At 74.6% G+C, this 19,991-nt stretch carries 18 protein-coding genes; 8 read left to right on the forward strand and 10 right to left on the reverse strand.

From position 1 onward, the window contains the following. Window positions 1–35: 35 nt before the first annotated feature. Window positions 36–3,077: an alpha/beta fold hydrolase gene (locus Sm713_RS14470; protein ID WP_212910033.1), complete on the forward strand. Its 3,042-nt coding sequence runs from the start codon at window positions 36–38 to the stop codon at window positions 3,075–3,077. 203 nt (window positions 3,078–3,280) lie between these two features. Next, complete coding sequence (locus Sm713_RS14475; RefSeq protein ID WP_212912006.1) at window positions 3,281–4,171, forward strand: ABC transporter permease; 891 nt, start codon at window positions 3,281–3,283, stop codon at window positions 4,169–4,171. An 81-nt stretch (window positions 4,172–4,252) separates the two neighbouring features. On the opposite strand, the gene Sm713_RS14480 is transcribed toward Sm713_RS14475, so the two are convergent. The 3 genes from Sm713_RS14480 to Sm713_RS14490 form a co-directional block, all read right to left on the reverse strand. Further along, window positions 4,253–4,720 carry an SCP2 sterol-binding domain-containing protein gene (locus tag Sm713_RS14480; protein WP_212910034.1) on the reverse strand — a complete coding sequence of 156 codons (468 nt, stop codon included), beginning with the start codon at window positions 4,718–4,720 and terminating at the stop codon, window positions 4,253–4,255. 202 nt (window positions 4,721–4,922) lie between these two features. Further along, a complete protein-coding gene (locus tag Sm713_RS14485) occupies window positions 4,923–5,570 on the reverse strand; it encodes a bifunctional 2-polyprenyl-6-hydroxyphenol methylase/3-demethylubiquinol 3-O-methyltransferase UbiG (RefSeq protein WP_249416289.1) in 648 nt (215 codons plus the stop codon). Further along, a complete protein-coding gene (locus tag Sm713_RS14490) occupies window positions 5,567–6,568 on the reverse strand; it encodes an NAD(P)/FAD-dependent oxidoreductase (RefSeq protein WP_249416290.1) in 1,002 nt (333 codons plus the stop codon). The genes Sm713_RS14485 and Sm713_RS14490 overlap by 4 nt, the downstream gene beginning before the upstream one ends. 67 nt (window positions 6,569–6,635) lie before the next feature. Here Sm713_RS14490 and Sm713_RS14495 point away from each other — a divergent pair, with 67 nt between their 5' ends. The 3 genes from Sm713_RS14495 (at window position 6,636) to Sm713_RS14505 (ending at window position 10,789) form a co-directional block, all read left to right on the forward strand. After that, a complete protein-coding gene (locus Sm713_RS14495) occupies window positions 6,636–7,298 on the forward strand; it encodes a helix-turn-helix domain-containing protein (protein ID WP_212910035.1) in 663 nt (220 codons plus the stop codon). A 107-nt stretch (window positions 7,299–7,405) separates the two neighbouring features. After that, the gene (locus tag Sm713_RS14500; protein ID WP_212910036.1) at window positions 7,406–9,394 is read left to right on the forward strand and encodes a long-chain fatty acid--CoA ligase; all 1,989 of its coding nucleotides are present in this window, start codon (window positions 7,406–7,408) and stop codon (window positions 9,392–9,394) included. A 195-nt stretch (window positions 9,395–9,589) separates the two neighbouring features. Continuing rightward, entirely contained in the window at window positions 9,590–10,789 is a 1,200-nt protein-coding gene (locus Sm713_RS14505) for an RNA-guided endonuclease TnpB family protein (RefSeq protein WP_212910037.1), read from the forward strand. A 135-nt stretch (window positions 10,790–10,924) separates the two neighbouring features. On the opposite strand, the gene Sm713_RS14510 is transcribed toward Sm713_RS14505, so the two are convergent. Together Sm713_RS14510 and Sm713_RS14515 are read right to left on the reverse strand one after the other, a co-directional pair. Beyond that, window positions 10,925–11,773, reverse strand: coding sequence for a 4'-phosphopantetheinyl transferase superfamily protein (locus Sm713_RS14510; RefSeq protein ID WP_249416291.1), 849 nt, complete (start codon window positions 11,771–11,773; stop codon window positions 10,925–10,927). A gap of 120 nt (window positions 11,774–11,893) precedes the next feature. Next, the gene (locus tag Sm713_RS14515; RefSeq protein ID WP_212910038.1) at window positions 11,894–13,291 is read right to left on the reverse strand and encodes a sensor histidine kinase; all 1,398 of its coding nucleotides are present in this window, start codon (window positions 13,289–13,291) and stop codon (window positions 11,894–11,896) included. Window positions 13,292–13,519: 228 nt separating this feature from the next. Between Sm713_RS14515 and Sm713_RS14520 the strand changes: the two genes are divergently transcribed. The 3 genes from Sm713_RS14520 to Sm713_RS14530 all read left to right on the forward strand — a co-directional run bounded on the left by Sm713_RS14520 (window position 13,520) and on the right by Sm713_RS14530 (window position 15,144). Further along, a complete protein-coding gene (locus Sm713_RS14520; RefSeq protein WP_212910039.1) occupies window positions 13,520–13,690 on the forward strand; it encodes a hypothetical protein in 171 nt (56 codons plus the stop codon). 116 nt (window positions 13,691–13,806) lie between these two features. Then, window positions 13,807–14,397: a VC0807 family protein gene (locus tag Sm713_RS14525; protein ID WP_212910040.1), complete on the forward strand. Its 591-nt coding sequence runs from the start codon at window positions 13,807–13,809 to the stop codon at window positions 14,395–14,397. 141 nt (window positions 14,398–14,538) lie between these two features. After that, window positions 14,539–15,144, forward strand: a complete 606-nt coding sequence (locus tag Sm713_RS14530) for a response regulator transcription factor (protein ID WP_212910041.1) — start codon at window positions 14,539–14,541, stop codon at window positions 15,142–15,144. A gap of 109 nt (window positions 15,145–15,253) precedes the next feature. Here the strand turns inward: Sm713_RS14530 and Sm713_RS14535 are convergent, their stop codons facing one another. The 5 genes from Sm713_RS14535 to Sm713_RS14555 form a co-directional block, all read right to left on the reverse strand. Next, window positions 15,254–16,021, reverse strand: coding sequence for a zinc ribbon domain-containing protein (locus tag Sm713_RS14535; RefSeq protein ID WP_249416292.1), 768 nt, complete (start codon window positions 16,019–16,021; stop codon window positions 15,254–15,256). 645 nt (window positions 16,022–16,666) lie between these two features. Then, window positions 16,667–17,251, reverse strand: coding sequence for a phage tail protein (locus tag Sm713_RS14540; protein ID WP_212910042.1), 585 nt, complete (start codon window positions 17,249–17,251; stop codon window positions 16,667–16,669). Next, window positions 17,248–19,206, reverse strand: coding sequence for a putative baseplate assembly protein (locus Sm713_RS14545; RefSeq protein ID WP_212910043.1), 1,959 nt, complete (start codon window positions 19,204–19,206; stop codon window positions 17,248–17,250). The genes Sm713_RS14540 and Sm713_RS14545 overlap by 4 nt, the downstream gene beginning before the upstream one ends. A gap of 4 nt (window positions 19,207–19,210) precedes the next feature. Then, window positions 19,211–19,654, reverse strand: coding sequence for a GPW/gp25 family protein (locus Sm713_RS14550; protein WP_212910044.1), 444 nt, complete (start codon window positions 19,652–19,654; stop codon window positions 19,211–19,213). Next, complete coding sequence (locus Sm713_RS14555) at window positions 19,651–19,971, reverse strand: PAAR domain-containing protein (protein ID WP_212910045.1); 321 nt, start codon at window positions 19,969–19,971, stop codon at window positions 19,651–19,653. Before Sm713_RS14555 ends, Sm713_RS14550 begins: the two co-directional genes overlap by 4 nt. Window positions 19,972–19,991 lie beyond the last annotated feature (20 nt).

Genomic DNA, 19,991 nt, shown 5'->3' on the forward strand with positions numbered 1-19,991 from the left:
CCTCGAATGCCCCTGGCGCACGTACCGTTGAGGACATGGTTCTGAGACTGCCCGGGCGGCGCCCGACACGGTTGCCCCGCTCGGGCGGGCTCTCGCGCCGGATGCGGCGCCGGCTCGCCGCCGTGCTCGCCGTCGTCGTCCTCGCGACCGCGGGCATCTGGTCGGCGTCCGCGGCAGGCGCCTTCGGGGACCACAGCCCCGTGCAGCGCACCGACCGCATGATGCGCACCCACGGTGCGGTGATCGACACCTCGTACTACACGGTGGGCGACCCGGGCACCCGCCGTCCCGCGGTGCTGCTGGCGCACGGCTTCGGCGGCAGCAAGGACGACGTGCGCCCCGAGGCGGAGAAGCTCGCCAGGCACGGGTACGCGGTGCTGACCTGGTCCGCGCGGGGCTTCGGGCACTCCACCGGGAAGATCGGCCTGAACGACCCGAAGGCCGAGGTCGCCGACGTCTCCAGCATGATCGACTGGCTCTCGCACCGCCCCGAGGTGCAGCTCGACCACGCGGGCGACCCGCGCGTCGGCGTCACCGGCGCCTCCTACGGAGGTGCGATCTCGCTGCTCGCGGCCGGGTACGACCACCGGGTCGACGCCATCGCGCCGGAGATCACGTACTGGAACCTCGCCGACGCGCTGTTCCCCGACAACGTCTTCAAGAAGCTGTGGGCCGGGATCTTCTTCACCACCGGCAGCGCAGGCAGCGCGACCGGGCAGCAGGACGGCGGCGGGCAGGCGCCCGTCGGCCCCGGCGGCCAGGACTCCTCCGGCGGCGCGGACTCCGGTGGCGCGGGCTCCGGCGGCGCCGGCCAGGACGGCTCCGCCTCCGGCGGCATGTCGCAGTCCTCGGACTCCTCCGATCGCGCCGGCTCCTCGGGCACCTCCGCCGACCCCGCGGACGCCACCGGCCTCGCCCGCGCCGGGGCCACCGTGGGCTCGGCCACGGAGGCGGGCTTCGGCCAGTCCACCGCCGGGAGCCCGCCCGCGGCCAAGACACAGCGCCCCGCCGCCCCCGCCGACCCGTCGGCGTGCGGCCGCTTCGAGCAGCAGCTCTGCGCGATGTACCAGCGGGTCGCCGAGAACGGCAAGCCGGACGCCGCCGCCCGCGCGCTGCTCGAAGCCCGCAGCCCGTCCGCGGTCGGCGACCGCATCAAGGTCCCCACGCTGATCGCCCAGGGCCAGTCCGACTCGCTCTTCCCGCTCGGCCAGGCCGACGCCATGGCCAAGCAGATCAGGGCCAACGGCGCCCCCGTCGACGTCGACTGGCTCTCCGGCGGGCACGACGGCGGCGACCTGGAGACCGGCCGGATGACCGACCGCGTGTCGCAGTGGTTCGACCGCTACCTGAAGCACGACGCCTCGGCCGACACGGGCCCGGCCTTCCGGATCTCCCGCACCGGCGGCGTCGACTCCACCAACGGCACCTCGGCCACCCGCGGCGCCGTCTCCGACCGCTACCCCGGCCTGGAGGGCGACCCCCGCACCCTGCCGCTCACCGGCGCCACCCAGTCCTTCGCCAACCCGCCCGGCGGCGGCCCGCCGTCCATCTCGGCCGTGCCGGGCCTCACGGGCTCCTCGCAGCTGTCCGGCCTCGGCCTCGGCCCGGCGCTGGACATGCCGGGCCAGTTCGCCCACTTCGAGACGGCCCCGCTGAAGCAGAACCTGCGGATCACCGGCTCCCCGACGGTGACCGTGCACCTCACCTCGTCGAGCCCCGACACGGTGCTGTTCGCGAAGCTGTACGACGTCTCGCCGGGCAAGGGCGGCCGCGCCTCGCTGCCCGACCAGCTCGTTTCGCCCCTGCGGGTCGAGGGAGCCCAGCAGGGCAAGGACGTGCGGATCACGCTGCCCGCCGTCGACCACGAGGTCGTGGCGGGCCACCGGCTGCGGGTGGTGCTCACCAGCACCGACCTGGCGTACGCCTCACCGGCCGCCGCCGCCACCTACACCGTCGCGCCCGCCGGCGACGGCCTGCACGTGCCGACCGCGCCCGGCGTGGCGAGCTCCGGGTCGCCCGTGCCGGCCTGGGTGTGGTGGCTGCCCGCCGCGGGCCTGCTGCTCGCGCTCGGCCTGGTGCTCACCGGCCGCCGCCGCACCACGGCCCCGGCGCCCGACCCGGCGCTCGCCGACGTGCCGCTCCAGATCACCGGCCTCAGCAAGCGGTACGCCAACGCCCAGGACCGGTACGCCGTGCGCGACCTCTCGTTCCGGGTGGAGCGCGGCCAGGTGCTCGGCCTGCTCGGGCCGAACGGCGCCGGCAAGACCACCAGCCTGCGCATGCTGATGGGCCTGATCACGCCCGACGCCGGCGAGATCCGGGTGTTCGGGCACGCCATCAGGCCGGGTGCGCCGGTGCTGTCGCGGGTGGGCGCGTTCGTCGAGGGCGCGGGCTTCCTGCCGCATCTGTCGGGCCGCGAGAACCTGGACCTCTACTGGCAGGCCACCGGGCGCCCCGCCGAGGACGCGCACGTCGAGGAGGCGCTGCACATCGCAGGCCTCGGCGACGCGCTGTACCGCGCGGTGCGCACCTACTCGCAGGGCATGCGCCAGCGCCTGGCGCTCGCCCAGGCCATGCTGGGCCTGCCGGACCTGCTGATCCTCGACGAGCCGACCAACGGCCTCGACCCGCCGCAGATCCGGGAGATGCGGGACGTGATGATCCGTTACGCCCAGGGCGGGCGCACCGTCATCGTCTCCAGCCACCTCCTCGCCGAGGTGGAGCAGAGCTGCACGCACCTGGTCGTGATGGACCGCGGCCGGCTCGTGCAGGCCGGGCCCGTGGCGGACATCGTCGGCTCCGACGACACCCTGCTCGTCGGCCTCGCAGGCGAGCTGCCGCAGCCGCTGGCCGACCAGGTCGCCGCGCTGCCCGAGGTGGCCTCCGCGGTGCCCGTCCCCGACGGGCTCCTGGTCCGCCTCGCGCTGCCCGCCGGCTCCGGCGCGGACGGCACGGCGAGCCAGGCCGCCGCCCGGCTCCTCGCCGAGCTGGTCCGGCTCGGCGTGCCGGTGTCGTCGATGGGGCCGCACCGCCGCCTTGAGGACGCGTTCCTGACGCTGATCGGAGGAGCCGCATGACCTCGGACACGCGCGGGACGGAGGAGCGGGTCCCGGCCGGGACACCGGCCGGAACCGACGCCGCCGCCCTGGCCCGGGAAGCCGACGCCGTCCGGGCCGCGGGCCTCGCCCCGGACCCGGGGGACGCCGCGGAATCCGCCGTGCCCCTGGACACCCCTGCCGGCGGTGCCCCGGGCTCGAACGGCACGCCCGGGAACGGGGCCGTGCCGGCCGGCACGGCGGGGGCCGGCCACCCGGACCACCCGGACCACGGGCCGGAGTCCACCGCGCCCGGCTACCGCCCGGGCCGCACCCTCCCGCTCCGCGTGGAGCTGGTGCGCCAGCTCAAGCGGCGCCGGACGATGGTGATGGGGGCGGTGCTCGCGCTGCTGCCGTTCGTCCTCGCCATCGCGCTGGCGGTGGGCGATCCGGAGCGCCGGGGCTCGGCCAGCCTGATGACCACGGCCACCGAGTCCGGCGGCAACTTCGCGGCGACCTGCCTGTTCGTCAGTGCCGGGTTCCTGCTGGTGATCCCCGTCGCGCTGTTCTGCGGGGACACGGTGGCCTCGGAGGCGAGCTGGTCGTCGCTGCGGTACCTGCTGGCGGCGCCGGTGCCACGCGCCCGGCTGCTCTGGTCCAAGCTGGTCGTCGCGCTCGGGCTCAGCCTCGGCGCCATCGTGCTGCTGCCGGTGGTCGCGCTCGGGCTCGGCACGGCCCTCTACGGCGGCGGGCCGTTGCAGATCCCGACCGGCGGCGTGCTGGGCATGGGCATGGCCGTGCAGGGACTGGCGCTCGCCGTCGCCTACATCTTCGTCTCCCAGCTGGTCACCGCGGGCATGGCGTTCTGGCTGTCGACGCGGACGGACGCACCGCTCGGCGCGGTGGGCGGCGCGGTCGGCCTGACGATCGTCGGGAACGTCCTCGACGCCGTGACGGCGCTCGGCCACTGGCGGGACTTCCTGCCGGCACACTGGCAGTTCGCCTGGGCCGACCTCATACAGCCACAGCCGGAGTGGGGCGGCATGATCCAGGGCGCCTCGGTGTCGCTGACGTACGCGATCGTGTTCGTGGCGCTCGCGTTCCGCGGCTTCCGGCGCAAGGACGTGGTGTCCTGAGGCCGGCCTTCGCGCACTCGTACGGGACGACGGCGCGGGCCCGGCCGGCAGCACACCGCCGCCGGTCGGGCCATCCGGCCGTCAGGCCTTCGGGATGTCGAAGTAGCGGTTGAGGCGCGCCGCCAGGGCGACGTCGCCGACGACCTTCACCTTCCGGGTCATGAACATCGTCACGGGGCTGGCGTTGCCGGACGCCAGCTTCAGGAACTCCGCCTCGCTCAGCGTCAGCGTGACCTTGGGCTCCTCGTCCGAGCGCCCCGCGTGCACCGTGCAGGCGCGGTCGGCGATCCGGGTCTCGTAGACCGTCTCGGCGCCGCCCGGGCCGGTGATCTGCCACCGGATCATGGCCGAGAGCGAGCCCGCGGCATCCGGCTTGAACTCCCGCCCCATCCGGCCGAAGACCTCGGCGAGCACCCGGTCGCGCAGCGCGGAGTCCTCGGCGAGTTCCTTGAGCTCCCGGGTGGACAGCCCCTTCACCAGCGCCGCGAACTGCGCGGGCGTCACGGTCGCGAAGTCCAGCTCCGCCAACCCGCGGGCACCGTCTGCCATGTCGTCCTCCCCGGTCGTACCGATTCCGTCCGATACTGATTCAGTGATCAGTCTGATTCTGTCTGATTCCGTACCTGACTCATGAGTAAGCTTACTGTGGAGTAAGGTTACGCGGCCCGGTGCCGACCGTACAAGGGGCGCACGCCGTGGTGCGGCGGAGCGCCCGGGCCGCGGTGCGCGGCCCCGGGCTCGGGCGCGCCGCTCAGCCGTGCCGCCGTGCGGCGATGACGTTGTCCTCGACCGTCCCGCTCTCGCCCGCCGGGCCGGTGGCCTCCCGCTGCCGGGTCTCCGCGGTCTCGACGGTCCACTCCGCGCCGTCCAGGGCGAGCCCCGCGAGGGTCTCGGCGGCGGTCGGCAGGGTGAGGCCGGGGTGCGCCCCGCGGCCCCACGGCGGCACGGACGCGTGCTCGACGATCAGCAGCAGGCCGCCCGGGGCCACCGCCCCCGCGGCCTGCCGGAGCACCCGCTGCCGGGGGAAGCCGAGCGGGGAGTGCAGGTACTGGGCCGAGACCAGGTCGAACGTGCCGGCCGGGAACGAGACGCCCAGGTCGTGCTGCTCGGTGCGGACGAGGTGCCCGGCCCCCGCGCCGTCCGCGTCCGCACGGACGGTGGCCAGCGCGGAGGGCGAGACGTCGACCGCGGTGACCCGCCACCCCTGCCGGGCCAGCCACACGGCGTCGCCCCCGGGGCCGCAGCCCAGGTCGAGCGCGGAGCCTGGCGGCAGTCCGGTGACGGCGGCGGCGAGCACGACGTTGGGCCGGCCGCGGCCCAGCCGCACCTCGGAGCTGTAGCGCTCCTCCCAGTACCGCTCGGCGCTCGGCCGGCCCGGCTCCTGGGGCACGGCGCTCACCGGGCCAGGGCCAGGACGGCGCGCTCGGCGTCGTCCTCCGTCAGGTCCGCGTTGATCGCGGCCGCCGCCGTCGAGCCTGAGGCCGCGGCCTGGAGGACCCCGGCGGCCAGGTCGAGTGTGTTGCCGGCGACCCACACGCCCGGTACCCCGGTGGCGCCGGTGGGCTCGGCCTTGACGTACCGCCCGAGGCCGAGCGGGTGCTCGACGGCCTCGACCCCGAGGGGGTCGAGCAGGTCGTGCCGTGCCACGAAGCGCGGCCCGACCACGATGGCGTCCCGCGGGTGCACCTCGCCGGAGGCGAGCCGGACCCCCGTCACGCGGTCGTCGCCGATCTCCACGGCCGCCACCTCGCCGGGGACGACCGTGATGCCGAGCGCCGCGAGCCGGGCGCCCTCCCGCTCGTCGGGCGCGGGCGCGGTGTGCTGGAACAGCACCACGTCCGCGCTCCACTGGCGCCACATCAGCGCCTGCCTCGCCGCGCCGGGGCCGCTGCCGAGGACGCCCAGGGCGCGGTCCCGGTGCTCCCAGCCGAAGCAGTACGGGCAGTGCACGACGTCGCGTCCCCAGCGCTCCCGCAGCCCGGGGACGTCCGGGTACTCGTCGACGAGCCCCGTGGCCACCAGCACGCGCCGCGCCAGATGCACGGCGCCCTGACGGGTGGTGAGGCGGAAGCGGCCGTCGTCGAGGCGGGCGACGGCCTCGACGGTGCCCTCCACGATCCGTCCGCCGTATCCCCGCACCTCCTGCCGCCCCAGATCGACCAGTTCCAGCGGGGAGGCGCCGTCGCGGGTCAGGTAGCCGTGTGAGTGTGCGGCCGGGGCGTTGCGCGGCCGGGCGGCGTCGATCACGACGACCGACCGGCGCGCGCGGACGAGATTCAGCGCCGCCGCGAGCCCGGCGACGCCGCCGCCCACCACGGCCACGTCGGCGGTGCCGCCTTCTCCGGTGCCGTATGCGGCTGCATCGGCACCTCTCTGCTCGTTCATCAGCTCGTTCATGCCGCCCACTGTGCGGCGGGCGGGGCGCATGGTGGGAAGGAACTTGCGGAAAGCGCAAAATGGGGGCATGACCTCAGAGCCGTCCTCCTCTTCCGGCCCTTCCGGGTCCTTCTCCGAGGAGGGGTCGCCCGCGCCCGTCGACGCCGCCGGCGCCGACGATCTCGACGCCGTGCTCGACGCGGTCGGGCCCCGGCTGCGGGCCATCCGCCGGCAGCGCGGCGCCACGCTGGAACAGCTCTCGGAGCTGACCGGCATGTCCGTCAGCACGCTGTCCCGGATCGAGTCCGGCCGGCGGCGCCCCACGCTGGAGGTGCTGCTGCCCCTGGCGCGCGCCTACCGGCTGCCGCTCGACGATCTGGTCGGCGCGCCCCCGACGGGCGATCCCCGCATCCACCCGCGTCCGGTGAACCGCGGCGGCACCGTGTGGGTGCCCCTCACCCGCTACACCGGCGGCCTCAAGGCCTACAAGCAGATCCTGCCGGTGCCCGACCGGCTTCCCGAGCGGCTCGAACAGCGCGTGCACGAGGGCCACGAGTGGCTCTACGTCCTCACCGGCACGCTGCGGCTGGCGCTCGGCGAGAAGGACTTCCGCATGGGACCGGGCGAGGCCGCCGAGTTCGACACGCGCGTTCCGCACGGCTTCGCGAACGCCGGCCGCCAGCCCCTGGAACTGCTCGTGATCTTCGGCGAGCAGGGCGAGAGGATGCACGTCCGCGCCCGCACGAAGTGACCGCGCCCGGGGCGCCGCGGCATCCCCGGGGCGGGTTGCGGATTTCTTACGCGTGAGTAAGTTGACTCACCGGTAAGGGTGAGAGGACGGCGTGGACGGGAGCCGCCATGGGCGTACGCAGGGATCTGAAACGGGCCGGTCGCCGCACCGACCTCGCCGACCGCATCACGGTCGAACTGGTCCGCGACGAGCACGGAACGGTCCGCGAGGCACGCACCGCACCGCTGGCGACGACCCCGGCGGCGGGCAGCGTCGCGGACATCCCGTTCGACAACGCGGCCGAGGCGCCGGACGCCGTGGTGCTGCGCCGCAAGACCGCCGGCGTCTGGCGGCCGGTGACCGCGGCAGCCTTCGCCGCGGAGGTGACCGCTGCCGCCAAGGGGCTGATCGCGGCGGGCCTTGAGCCGGGCGGCCGGGTCGCGCTGATGTCGCGCACCCGCTACGAGTGGACGGTGCTGGACTTCGCCGTCTGGGCCGCGGGCGGGCAGAGCGTGCCCGTCTACGCCACGTCGTCCGCCGAGCAGATCGAGTGGATCCTGCGGGACTCCGGCGCCCGTTTCGTCGTCGCCGAGAACGCCGAGAACGCCACCACCGTCCAGGCCGCGATATCCGCGCTGCCCGAGGACGAGCGCCCCTGGCTGCGGCAGATCGACCCCGGCACGGGCGCCGAGGGCGAGGGCGTGACGCGCGAGGGTCCCGCCGACGAGCCGGTCGGCACCGGCGTGATCGCCGAACTGGCCGACCTGGGCCGGGACATCGCCGACGGCGAGGTGACCGAGCGGCGCGCCGCCCTCACCCCCGCGAGCATCGCCACCGTCTGCTACACCTCCGGCACCACCGGCCGCCCCAAGGGCTGCGTCCTCACCCACGGCAACCTCCACGCCGAGGCCGCCAACACCATCGACCTGCTGCACCCGGTCTTCAAGGCGGTCACCGGGCAGGTCGCCGCCACCCTCCTCTTCCTGCCGCTCGCGCACATCCTGGGCCGGACGATCCAGATCGCCTGCCTGCTCGCCAGGATCGAGCTGGGCCACTGCCCCAGCATCCGCCCGGACGACCTGCGGCCCGAACTCCGCGCCTTCCGGCCGACCTTCGTGGTCGGGGTTCCCTACCTCTTCGAGAAGATCCACGACACCGGCCGGGCCACCGCCGAGAGCATCGGCCGCGGTGCGTCCTTCGAGCGGGCCGACCGGATCGGGGTGCGGTTCGCTCAGGCCGCCCTCGACGAGTTCCTCGGCACCGGCAAGCGCCCCCGACCCGGGCTCAGGCTGGCGTGGGGGCTGTACGACCTGCTGGTGTACCGGCGCGTCCGCAAGGAGGTCGGCGGCCGGCTGCGCTACGCGATCAGCGGCGGCTCCCCGCTCGACCGGCGCCTCAACCTGTTCTTCTTCGCCGCCGGCATCGTCATCTACGAGGGCTACGGCCTCACGGAGACCACCGCCGCGGCCACCATCACCCCGCCGCTGCGCCCCCGCCCCGGCACCGTCGGCCAGCCGGTCCCGGGCACCGCCATACGCATCGCGGACGACGGCGAGATACTCGTCAAGGGCCACATCGTCTTCGGCTCGTACTGGAACGACCCGGCGGCCACCGACGCCGTCCTCACCGACGACTGGTTCGCCACCGGCGACCTCGGCGCCCTGGACGGCGAGGGCTACCTGACCATCACCGGGCGGAAGAAGGACATCCTCGTCACCTCCGGCGGCAAGAACGTCTCGCCCAGCGTGCTGGAGGACCGGTTGCGCAGCCGCCCGCCGGTCGGGCAGTGCATGGTGGTCGGCGACGAGCGCCCCTACGTCGCCGCGCTGGTCACCCTGGAGCCGGACGCCGTCGCCCACTGGCTCTCCGTGCGGAAGATGCCCGCCGGCACTCCGATGTCCGAGGTGATCCGGGACCCGCGCATGGTCGCCGACGTCCAGAAGGCCGTCGACTACGCCAACGCCGCGGTCTCCCGCGCCGAGTCCATCCGGCGGTTCGTGCTGGTGGAGGGCGAGTTCACCGAGGAGAACGGGTTGCTGACGCCGTCCCTGAAGATCAAGCGGAAGGCGGTGCGGGAGGCGTACGCGGCACGGATCGAGGAGCTGTATCCGGGCTGAGGGAGGCGGACCGGCGGCGCGTACGCAGGGGCCGTGACGCCGCTTACAACCTGCACGCTCATTTGGCGTTTGTCACGAAGTACCGGCGCGATGCCTTCGATCACGCCATGCTCATGCGAATTGGGTTCCAATGTGGTGACATATGCGGCGCGTAGTATGGTCTTGTGGGCTGGCCGGGAATGGGGGGTGGGCCGGGTGGTTCGTGCGTACAAGTTCCTGATGCGGCCCACTGTGGGTCAGCAGGGTGCGCTTGCCGAGATGTTGCGTGATCACTGCTCGCTCTACAGCGGGGCGTTACAGGAGCGCCGCGACGCCCACCGGCACGTCTCGAAGACCACCGTCCGGTACGGGCAGCAGTCCGCGCAGCTCAAGGACATCCGGGCCTTCGATCCGGAGTGTCAGGGGCGCTGGTCGTTCTCCAGCCAGCAGGCCACCTTGCGCCGTCTGGACAGGGCGTTCGCTGCTTTCATCCGGCGGGTGAAGGCCGGCGACAAGCCGGGATATCCGCGTTTCCGCTCAGGCAAGCGGTTCGACACCGTGGACTTCCCCAAGGACGGCGACGGATGCCGCTGGGATGCCACTCCGCACGACCCCGTCACCCGTGTCCGCCTCCAAGGTGTCGGACACGTCAGGGTGCACCAGCGCCGGCCCGTGGTCGGCAAGGTCAAGACGATCTCGGTCAAGCGCGAGGGCCGACGCTGGTACGTGATCCTCACCGCCGAAAAGGCCCAAGGCGAGCCGCTGGAGCCGACCGGCTGTGTGGTCGGCATCGACATGGGCATAGCCCACTTCCTCGCCGACTCCCATGGCGAGTTCGTGCCCAACCCGCGGTACGGCCAGAAGGCCGCCACCGCACTGGAGACGGCGCAGCAGGCGCTCAGCCGGTGCAAGCGGGGTTCGAAGCGTCGTCGCAAGGCGGTTCAGGCGGTGGCCGGGCTGCACGGCAAGGTGCGCCGTCAGCGTCTCGACCACGCCCACAAGACCGCCCTGGCCTACGTACGCGGCAACGACTTCATCGCGCACGAAGACCTCAAGATCCGCAACATGAGTAGGATCCCGGTGCCGAAGCTGGACCCTGAACAGTCGGGTAGGTTCCTGCCCAACGGGGCCGCCGTGAAGGCCGGGCTCAACCGTTCGATCGCCGATGCCGGATGGGGGGTGTTCCTCCAGATTCTCACCGCCAAGGCAGAATGCGCCGGACGGGTAGTGATGGCTGTGGACCCCAGCAACGCCTCCCGGCGGTGTCCCGAATGCGGGCATATCGCCAAGGAGAACCGGCCCACCCAGGAGAAGTTCCACTGCCAGGCGTGCGGCCACCATGCGCACGCGGACACGGTGGGCGCCCTGAACGTTCTACGGGCCGGGCTGGTCCGCCGCGACGCCCGCCAGGGTTAGCGAGAAGCCCCCGGCTTCAGTCGGGGGAGGAGTCACGATCCTGTGCGCCATCCGCCATCCGCCATCCGCCATCCGCCATCCGCTCGATCTGGTATGCGAGGACCTCGGCCTGCACCGTTCCGGAGGGAGAGCGTGCTAGGCCCGTACCGCCAGTGCCCCGAGGTATCCCTCCGGGGCCTTGACGTCGATGAGGGTCCATCCAGGCGGGCCGGGCGGCGGGGTGGGGCCCGCGCCCACGTAGTCCAGGCTGAGGCCGCGGGACAGGCCCGTGCCGAGGGCCTTGAGGTAGGCCTCCTTGCGGGTCCACACCCGTCCGAACGCCGCCGCCCGCTCGCTGTCGGGGAAGGCGGCCAGCTCCGCGGTCTCGTCCGGGTGCAGCATCTCGGCGGTCTGGTCGGCGACCTTGAGCCCGGGCATCTTCTCGACGTCCGCGCCGACGGTGACCGATGCCAGGGCGACCAGGGCGAGCGAGCCGCTGTGCGAGAGCGAGAAGTGCAGGTCGCTGCCCGCGACCGCCGGCCTGCCGTGCGGCTTGCCGCAGGTGGGGCAGGCCTCCCGGGTGAACTCCACCTCGCCGGGGGCGACGTGCAGCCGGTCGCCGAGCAGCATCCGCAGCCCGACGTGCGCGGCGACGTACGCCCTGCGGTGCTCGTCGAACCGGAAGTCCGCCGCCCGCTTCTGCTCTCCGGCGTCCAGCACGCCGGGCGCCAGTTCGGCCGCGGCGTCCGCGTCCTGGAGGACGTCCAGCATCCAGAGCGTCAGTTCCCCGGGTATGGATGCGCCGGCCGGGGCGGGCCCCGGGGCGGGCGTCGGGACGGCTGTGCGCGGGCCGGCGGTGTCCGTGCGGTCCGCCGTGCGCGGGGCGGGTACCGGGACGGTGGCGGGCGTGGCGTGGGCGGCGGGCGCGGCGGGGGCGGAGGAGTCGGCCCTTCCCGCTCCCGGCGAGCGGGGTGACGGCAGGCGGAACACGCTGGGTGCGATCACGCCGACGAGCATATGCGAGGGGCCGGGGCGGACGGGGGCCTTCCAGATCCGGGCCCGGCTCCCGGATGTCCGTGACCGAACGCCCCGAACACCCGCCCCTCAGGCGCCACTTCGGGACGGTCACGAAGGCCACGGGGCGGAGGCCGGGCCGGGGTCGGGATCAGGGGCCGGCGGTATCGGCACCCGCACGCTGAGGCGGAAGCCGCGGCCGCCGCGGGTGGCGGGCCCGGCCGTGACGGTGCCGTGCGCCTCCTCCACCCGCTCGGCGAGGCCCTTGAGGCCGTTGCCGCTGTACGGGTCCGTGCCGTGGGCGTGGCCGTGGCCTTCGTCGTCCGTGCCCTCGGCGCCGGGGCCGCCGCTGTCCGCGCGATGCGTGCCTTGGCGGTCTCCGCCCGCGCCATGCGGACCCCGGCCGTCATCGGTGACGTCCAGGCGGGCGGTGCCCGCGTCGCGGGTGACCGCGATCTCGCAACGGCTCGCCGCGGCATGCCGGATCACGTTGGTCACGCCCTCGCGCACCGCCCAGCCGAAGACCTGGTCGAGCTCGGCCGGCAGGGGGTCGGCCGGCGGCCGGAGCACCGTGTCCACGCCGGCCGCGGCCAGCGCCGAGCGCGCGTCGGCGAGTTCGTCGGCGAGGCTGAGCCGGCGGTATCCGGTCACCGCGTCCCGGACCTCCACCAGGGATTTCCGGGCCACCGTCTCCACATCGGCCATCTCCCGTGCCGCGGCGGGCAGGCCGGCCGCGGCGAGCCGCCCGGCCAGCTCGCTCTTGACGACGATCAGCGACAGGCTGTGGCCGACGAGGTCGTGCAGGTCGCGCGCGATGCGCAGGCGCTCCTCGACGGCCGCCAGACGGGCCACCTCGCCCTGCGCGTTCCGCAGCTGGCGCACCAGCACCCGGCTCCTGCGCAGCCCCCACATCGCCATGCCGATCCCGAACACGGTCAGCGTGGCCGACAGCGTCTCCCGGGAGGCGCCGCCGCGCACCACCCCTTGCAGTCCCGCCATCGCCACGCCCGCGGTGATCCCGATCGGGACGTACCGCAGCGGCAGGACGAACGCCAGGATGGCGGTGCAGTAGACCTGGAGGGACGTCCACTCGATGTCCCGGCGCAGCAGCGGCAACAGCACCGCGACGGCCGCGAGCACCGCCGTGCACAGCCAGGTGACGCGGGTGGGTTGGGGCCTCTCCAGGCTGCTCACGGTGAGGTCGAAGCCGAGGAAGGCCGCGCCGAACGCCGCCAGGGCGGCCAGCGACAGCACCTCCTCCGTCACGCCGGTGCCGGAGGCGAGGACGTCCGCCGTCGGCAGCAGCAGCCAGAGAAGCGCGGCGCAGGCCAGCCAGAGCCGGGAGCGGGGCCGGGCGGTGCCCCAGCGCGGTATGGGGCTCTCCAGCGTCGTGGAGTCGCGGGCGGTGGCGCCACGGAGGGGCGCCTCACCGCCGGCGGGGTCACGTTCCGTGACCGCACCGGTGGCGGCGTCGTCGTGGGCCGGCGCGGGTGGTCGGGCGTTGGTCACAGCCTCACCGTAGCCGCCCGCTGGGGCCTTGGGACCGGATCGGCGGGGGCTCCGGACCCCGCGGGGGCGACTGCTTACAAATGTCACGGCCGGTTTATGACGGGCCTCACTAACGCTCCGTGTTCTCCGGCGGGAGAGTGAGGGAGGAAGGAAGCCGCCGGGCCGGAGGGGGGCCGGGCGGCGAGGCCGTCTCAGGCGAGCGAACGAGCTGAACCGACAGGGGGAGCAGTGAGAGAGACGAACAACGCCACCGTCAGATTTCTCATCGGCCTGATCGCCGGAGTGGTCCTGATCGTGCTGGGGGTCGTGCGCGACAGCCTCGCCATGGAGTGCGTCGGCGGGCTGCTCGTCGTCCTGAGCGGAGCCCGGATGCTGACGAGGTCCAGGAGGTCGAACTGATGGATGGAAAAGCGGAATTCACCGATCGGACAGGGGGGCCGGCCCGCATGGCGCCCGAGGGCACCCGGCCGTCCGGTTCCCCCGGCCGGGAGGCCGGCGGACCCCACCGGCCCGGAGTGAAGAGGCTCCTCGTGAGCTGCGTCGTCAACCTGCTCGTCCCGGTCGCCGGCTACTTCCTCGTCCGCCCGCACGTGTCCTCCGACACCCTTGCGCTGGGCCTGGTGCTGGCCGTCCCGGTGGTGCGGACGCTCTGGGTGGCCGTCGCCCGGCGCCGCATCGACCCCGTCGGCGTGCTGGCCGTCGCCGGCTTCGGCGCGGCCGTGCTGCTCTCGCTCTTCCTGGGCGGCGACTCCCTGCCGATCAAGTTCAACGAGGCCATGGTCACCGGCGTGCTCGGCCTCGCCTGCCTGGTCTCGGCGGCCCTCAGGAAGCCGCTGCACCTGATGGTGGTCAACTCCAGGGGCAGGCAAGAGGCCTCACCGGAGACCGTGCGCACCTCGATGGTCGTCACGACCGTCATGGGCGTCACCTGCCTCGGGCACGCCGCGGTCCATGTGGTCTTCGCGCTCACGCTGTCCACCGGCGACTTCCTCATATGGTCCCGGCTGGCCGGCTGGGCCGTCATCCTGCTCGGCGGTGCCGTGGTGTACTGGTACCTGCACGGCAAGAAGCCCACCACGGCCACAGACGCTCCAGGACGCCGGTGAGGGAAGGCCCGTGAGCGCACCCGAACCGCCCGCTCGCCGCACCGCCAACCGGCCCGCGAAGCCCGGACGGTGACACCCGGACGGCGCGTCACGCCCCCGCCCCGGGCACGCCGGAACCCTCCCAGAACGGGACCCGCCGACATGATTCGCGTACTGCTCGCCGAGGACCAGGCCATGCTGCGCGGCGCCCTGGCCACGCTCCTCGGCCTGGAGGAGGACATCGAGATCGTCGGGGAGGCCGCCCACGGCGAGCAGGCCCTGGCGGTGGCGCTGAAGGAGCGCCCGGACGTCGCCCTGCTCGACATCGAGATGCCCGGCAAGGACGGCATCGCCACGGCCGCCGAGCTGCGTGAGGCGCTCCCCGGGTGCCGCGTCGTCATCCTCACCACCTTCGGCCGGCCGCAGTACCTCCGCCGGGCGATGGAGGCAGGGGCGTCGGCGTTCCTGGTCAAGGACTCCCCGGCGCAGGAACTCGCCGCCGCGATCCGCAAGGTCCTCGCCGGCGAGAGGGTGGTCGACCCCGCGCTGGCCGCGGCCGCCCTCAGCGCCGGCCCCAGCCCGCTCTCGCCCCGCGAGCACGACGTCCTGATAGCCGCCTCGCACTGCGCCACCATCGGCGACATAGCCGCCCGGCTCCACCTCTCCGAGGGCACCGTGCGCAACTACCTCTCCGCGGCCATCCGCAAGACCGCGGCGCGCAACCGCATCGAGGCGGTAAGGGTCGCGGAGCGCCGCGGCTGGCTGTGACACCTCGCGGGCGGGGCCACCGGCACCGGTCCGCTCCCGGGCGGGCGGCCCATGTGCGCGCCTGTGCCGGGGCGTAGCCCCGCACAAAGGGGCGCGAGGCCGGGGCAGGTCAGCTCCGCTTGAAGAACTCCACCTCGCCGACCGCGAGATGGCGTCCCGAGGAGAGCCCGGCCGCCTCGCGCAGTACCAGGCGGACGGTCACGACGTCGCTGATGCCGGTGGCGATGGTCTGCGGACCGGGCTTGTCGTTCAGCGACACCTGCTGGGTGTGCTCCGTGCCGTCCGCGGAGGTCACCACGAGGTCCACCCGGGTGGGCCGGGCCTCGCGCCTGAACGCCCCCGGGTCCGCCGACGGCCCGGTGTGCACGACGAGGTCCACCAGCCGGAACGGCCGCTCGAAGGTGAACGTCACCGAGGCACCGAGCGCGGGCGCGCCCCAGTAGCGGTTGGTGAGGCTGTCGATGGCGGCGGCGGCCGGGTGGCCCGGCACCGAGGCGCTCGCGGTGGCGTTCGAGGGGCTGATCGCGGAGGCGTCGCCGAGCTTGTCCCTGACGTCCTCCACGACGCCGCGGCCCGCGGGCAGCAGGAGGAAGCCGGCGACGACGAGGGCGACCACCACCAGCAGCGCCAGGAGCCGGCGGCCCCACCGCCCGGAGCCGCCGATCCGCACCCGGCGCCTGAAGGGCCACCGGGTACGCCACCACGGCAGCGCCGCCACCGGCTCGGGCGCGTCCAGCCGGGTCGCGCAGCGCCGGCAGAACTTGCGGCCCGGCTGGTTGAGCGTCCCGCACGAGGGACACGGCACACCGCTGTCCGGCTCCCGGGCCGCGGACTGCCGCACGACGGGCCGCGCGGCCGCCGGCTTCGCGGGCTGCACGGCACCGATGATCCCCGGGTCGCCGGAGGCACCGGCCGGGCCCGCACCGGAGGGGGCGCGGCCGCCGCGCGCGGCGGGCGGCGGGGTGCCCCGGCCGGGGCCGGCGGGTGGTGCGGCGGCCGGAGGCCTGGCTGGTGGGGCGGGCGTGGACGGGGCCGCCGGGGTGGGCGGGTGCGAGGGCGGGAACGGGACCGTGGGGGTGGGAGGTTGCGCGGGCGGAGCGCCCGCCTCCGCCGCCGGGCGCGGAGCACCGGAAGACGGGCTGGCCGGGGCGCTGGACGACCGGCTGGCCGCGGTGGCGGACGACGGGCTGCCGGGCGCACCGGACGACGGGCTGCCCGGACCGCCGGCCGAGGCGCTTCCCGGGGTGCCGGGTGCCGGCGCCCCGGTTGACGCGCCACCGGAAGAGCCGCCCTCCGGCACCGCATCGCCCCACCCCGGCACCGCATCGCCCCGCCCCGGGGCCGCGTCACCAGCGCCGGCGCCGGGCCCGGGAGCCGTTCCGATGCCGGCCGGGGCACCGGAGTCACCCGAGTCGCCGGTCCCCGGCCCCTCCTGGGACCACCCCAGATAGGACCCGCAGTTCCCGCAGAAGTCGTCGCTCTCGCCGTTGGCCGAGCCGCAGACCGGGCAGGCACGCATGGATCAGTTCCCTCCGTCGGCGGGCGGGGCGGTGAGGACCTCCACCCGGCAGGTGAGGTGGACCGGGCAGGACGCCGCCACGACGGCGCGCACCTGCGCCTCGTCCACGGCCGCCGCGCCGCCCCCGGCTGCTTCCCCCGGTTCCGGCCAGACCCGCACCAGCAGGTCGCCGGAGGGCGCCGGGGGCAGCGCGGTGCCGGGCGTGGTCGACCAGACGGCGCCGCCGCCGTCCACGATCTCGGCGCCCACCCCGAGGCAGAGCCTGAGCAGTTCGGCGAGGCCCCGGCAGGTGCCGCGGCGTCGGTGCAGCCGCACCGCGGCGGCGACGACCGCCCGGCGCTGCTGCGGGGGCCACTCGTCGTCGACGGCGACGCCCACCCAGGACGCCAGCCAGTCGACGAAGTCCCCGGGCGCGAGCCGCGGGTCGAGGTAGGCGGGCAGGTTGTCCAGCGTGGCCAGGACCGGCGCGAGCACGGTGTCGAGCCCGGCCGTGAACCGCTGCGCCAGGTCGTCGTCCGCGTACAGCGCGGGCAGCTGCTCGCCGATCGGGTACCGGCTGGGCAGCCCCGGCACCGCGGCCCGGGTCATGACGGTTCTCCGGACGCGGTGACGGCTATCTGGTGCTGGTACGAGAAGACCAGCGCGTTCGGCGCCACCGGGACCCGCTCCACGGGCGAGCCGCGCCGCCCGGTGACCGGATCGGCCGGGAAGAGCCTGACCTCCTCCACCAGCGTGGCCCCCGGCACCCGCTGGAGCACCGCGAACACCTCCCCGTACTGCACCGGCCTGCCGAACGGCCACCCCGTGCCGTCCTCGCCGCCGACCAGCGGGTTCAGGTGCCGGTAGAGCGCGGCGAGCGCTTCCTCGCGGACCCGGTCGGCGTCCGCGGCGGCGCCGACGGTGAGCCGGGCCACCACCGTCACGCCCTGGTAGGCAGGCGGCTCCACCACGAGCCGGGTGCCCACCAGGCGGCGCTCGTCCAGCTGCGCGGTGATCGCCGCCAGGGTCTGCTCGGCGGGGATCAGCTGCTCGAAGCGGAGCCGGTCGCCCTCGTCGGCGACCGCGTCGGGCACCACGAGGACCCGTACCGCGCCCGCCTCGTCCGCTGCCGCGGGCAGGCAGCGCACCCGCGCCACCGACGGCGCGGCCTGACGGGCGATCAGCTCGTAGTCGCCGGCGGTCACCGCCCGCTCCTGGAGCCGCAGCACGTGCGGCGCGCGCACCTTCGCCTCCGCCACCGTCTCGCCGTCCACGCCGCCGCGCGCCGCCTCGCGGTTCACCACCCGGGCCACGTACGGCACGGAACTGCGCAGCACCGAGATGGCGCCGCGCGCCACGTTGCCCGCGCTGCCGCCGCCGGTGCGGTAGCCCGGCACCCTGATCCGGGCGCCCTTGCCGGGCACCGCCCCGTAGGTGCGGATCGAGCCGTCCGGCTCGCGGACCGCGGGCGGGAAGGAGAACTCGCCCGTGGTGGCGTCGATCAGGAAGTGCCGGTCGGTGGGCGAGGAGTCGCCGAAGTGCTCCACGGGCGTCCAGGTCTCCCAGCCGTCCGCGGTGGACACCTCGACCACCGGAGCCTCGCCGTCCAGCAGCACCGGCGGCCTGGCCAGCGTGAACCGCTGGCCCGCCACGCCTTCGGAGGTGCCGAGCGGCACGTCGTGCACCGCCTCGGCGTGCTCGGCGGTCGCGGTGCCGCCGACGGTGAAGACCTCCGCCTCCCGGATCGTCGGCGACTCCGAGTAGAACGGCTGGCCCGGCTCGGGCGCCACGACCCGGCAGCGCAGCCAGCCCGCGCGCACCCCCGCGACCACGGAGGCGGTGTGCCCGGCGGGCACGTACACCATCACCTCGCCGGGGCGGTTGAGGCCGCCGGTGGTGTCGGTGCCCGTCTCACACGCCACCCAGCGCGCGCCGTCCCACACCTCCCACGCCAGCGGCGGCTGCCGCGGGTCCACGCCGACGCCCTCCACCCGGCTGTCCAGGCGCACCGCGACGATGCACCGCGGCACCGCCGACGGCAGCCCGAACAGCATCGCGTCGCCGACCTCCGGCCGCGGCTGGAAGCACTGCACGTCACCGCCCGCCGTCAGCTCCGACGTCCGGTCGGACGGCTCGCCCGACGCCGGCACCGTCACCAGGCGCGTGAGCGAGCTGGGCACGATCGGCAGGTCCTCGGCGGTGGCGAACACCACCTCCTGCTCGGTGTCGCCGCGCGGCGTGGCGACCTCGGTCCCGGCCCGCAGCAGCACCGTCTCCGGCTGCGGCGCGGAGAGCCAGAAGTCCACCTCGGCACGGGCAGCGGCCGGCGGGAAGAGCCGGATGCCGAGCAGGTCGAGGAAGGCCGCGTAGTTCTTCTCCGGCACCCGGTTCAGCCGGTACAGCAACTGGTCGACCATGTACGCGAACGTCTCGATCAGGGTGACGCCCGGGTCGGAGACGTTGTGGTCGGTCCACTCCGGCGCACGCTGCTGCACGTACCGCTTCGCCTCGTCGACGAGCTGCTGGAAGCGCCGGTCGTCCAGGTTGGGGGAGGGCAGGGCCATCGCCTCACGCCTCCTTACGCGGCCCGCCGGCCGGCTCGGTCCCGGATTCCGGGGGGTCCTGGGGAATCGTGTAGAAGGGGAAGACCAGGTTGCGGCGGTCGTTGGTGGAGCGGACCGTGTAGTGCACGTCGATGTAGAGGACGCCCTCGTCGACCGTGTCGAAGGCGATCACCACGTCCGTCACCTCGATCCGCGGCTCCCAGCGCTCCAGCGCGATCCGCACCTCGTACGCGATCCGGCCCGCGGTGGCGCCGTCGCCGGGCGCGAAGACGTAGTCGTGGATGCCGCAGCCGAACTCCGGGCGCATCGGGCGCTCCCCGGGGGCCGTGCCCAGCACCAGCCGGATGGCCTCCTCGATCTCCCTGACGCGCTCCACCATCCCGATGCCGCCGGTGGGCCCCACCCGCAGCGGGAAGCCCCAGCCGCGCCCGATGAACTGCTCGCTCACGCCGGGCCCCCGATCAGCACGTTCAGGGCGCCCATCACGATCTGCGCGCCGCACGCCGTCTTGTCCCGCACCTTCGCCGCGGGCAGGCCGCCGATCAGCACCTGCCCGCCGGCCAGCGCGGCCGGATCGGGCAGGATCACGTTCGCCGGGCCCATCACGGCGTGCGGGGGCATGGGGCAGGCGTGCAGGCTGCCGGTGACCGCGGCGGGCCGCCCGCCGATCAGCACGGTGGCCACCTTGACGGCGGCGGCCGGCGGCGGCGTGCCGACGGCACCGCCGTGGTTCGTGGGGTCGCCGGTGCGGGCTGCGGGGGGCATCGTGGTTCTCCTTGGATGAG

This window comes from Streptomyces sp. TS71-3, from assembly GCF_018327685.1.
Lineage (GTDB): Bacteria > Actinomycetota > Actinomycetes > Streptomycetales > Streptomycetaceae > Streptomyces.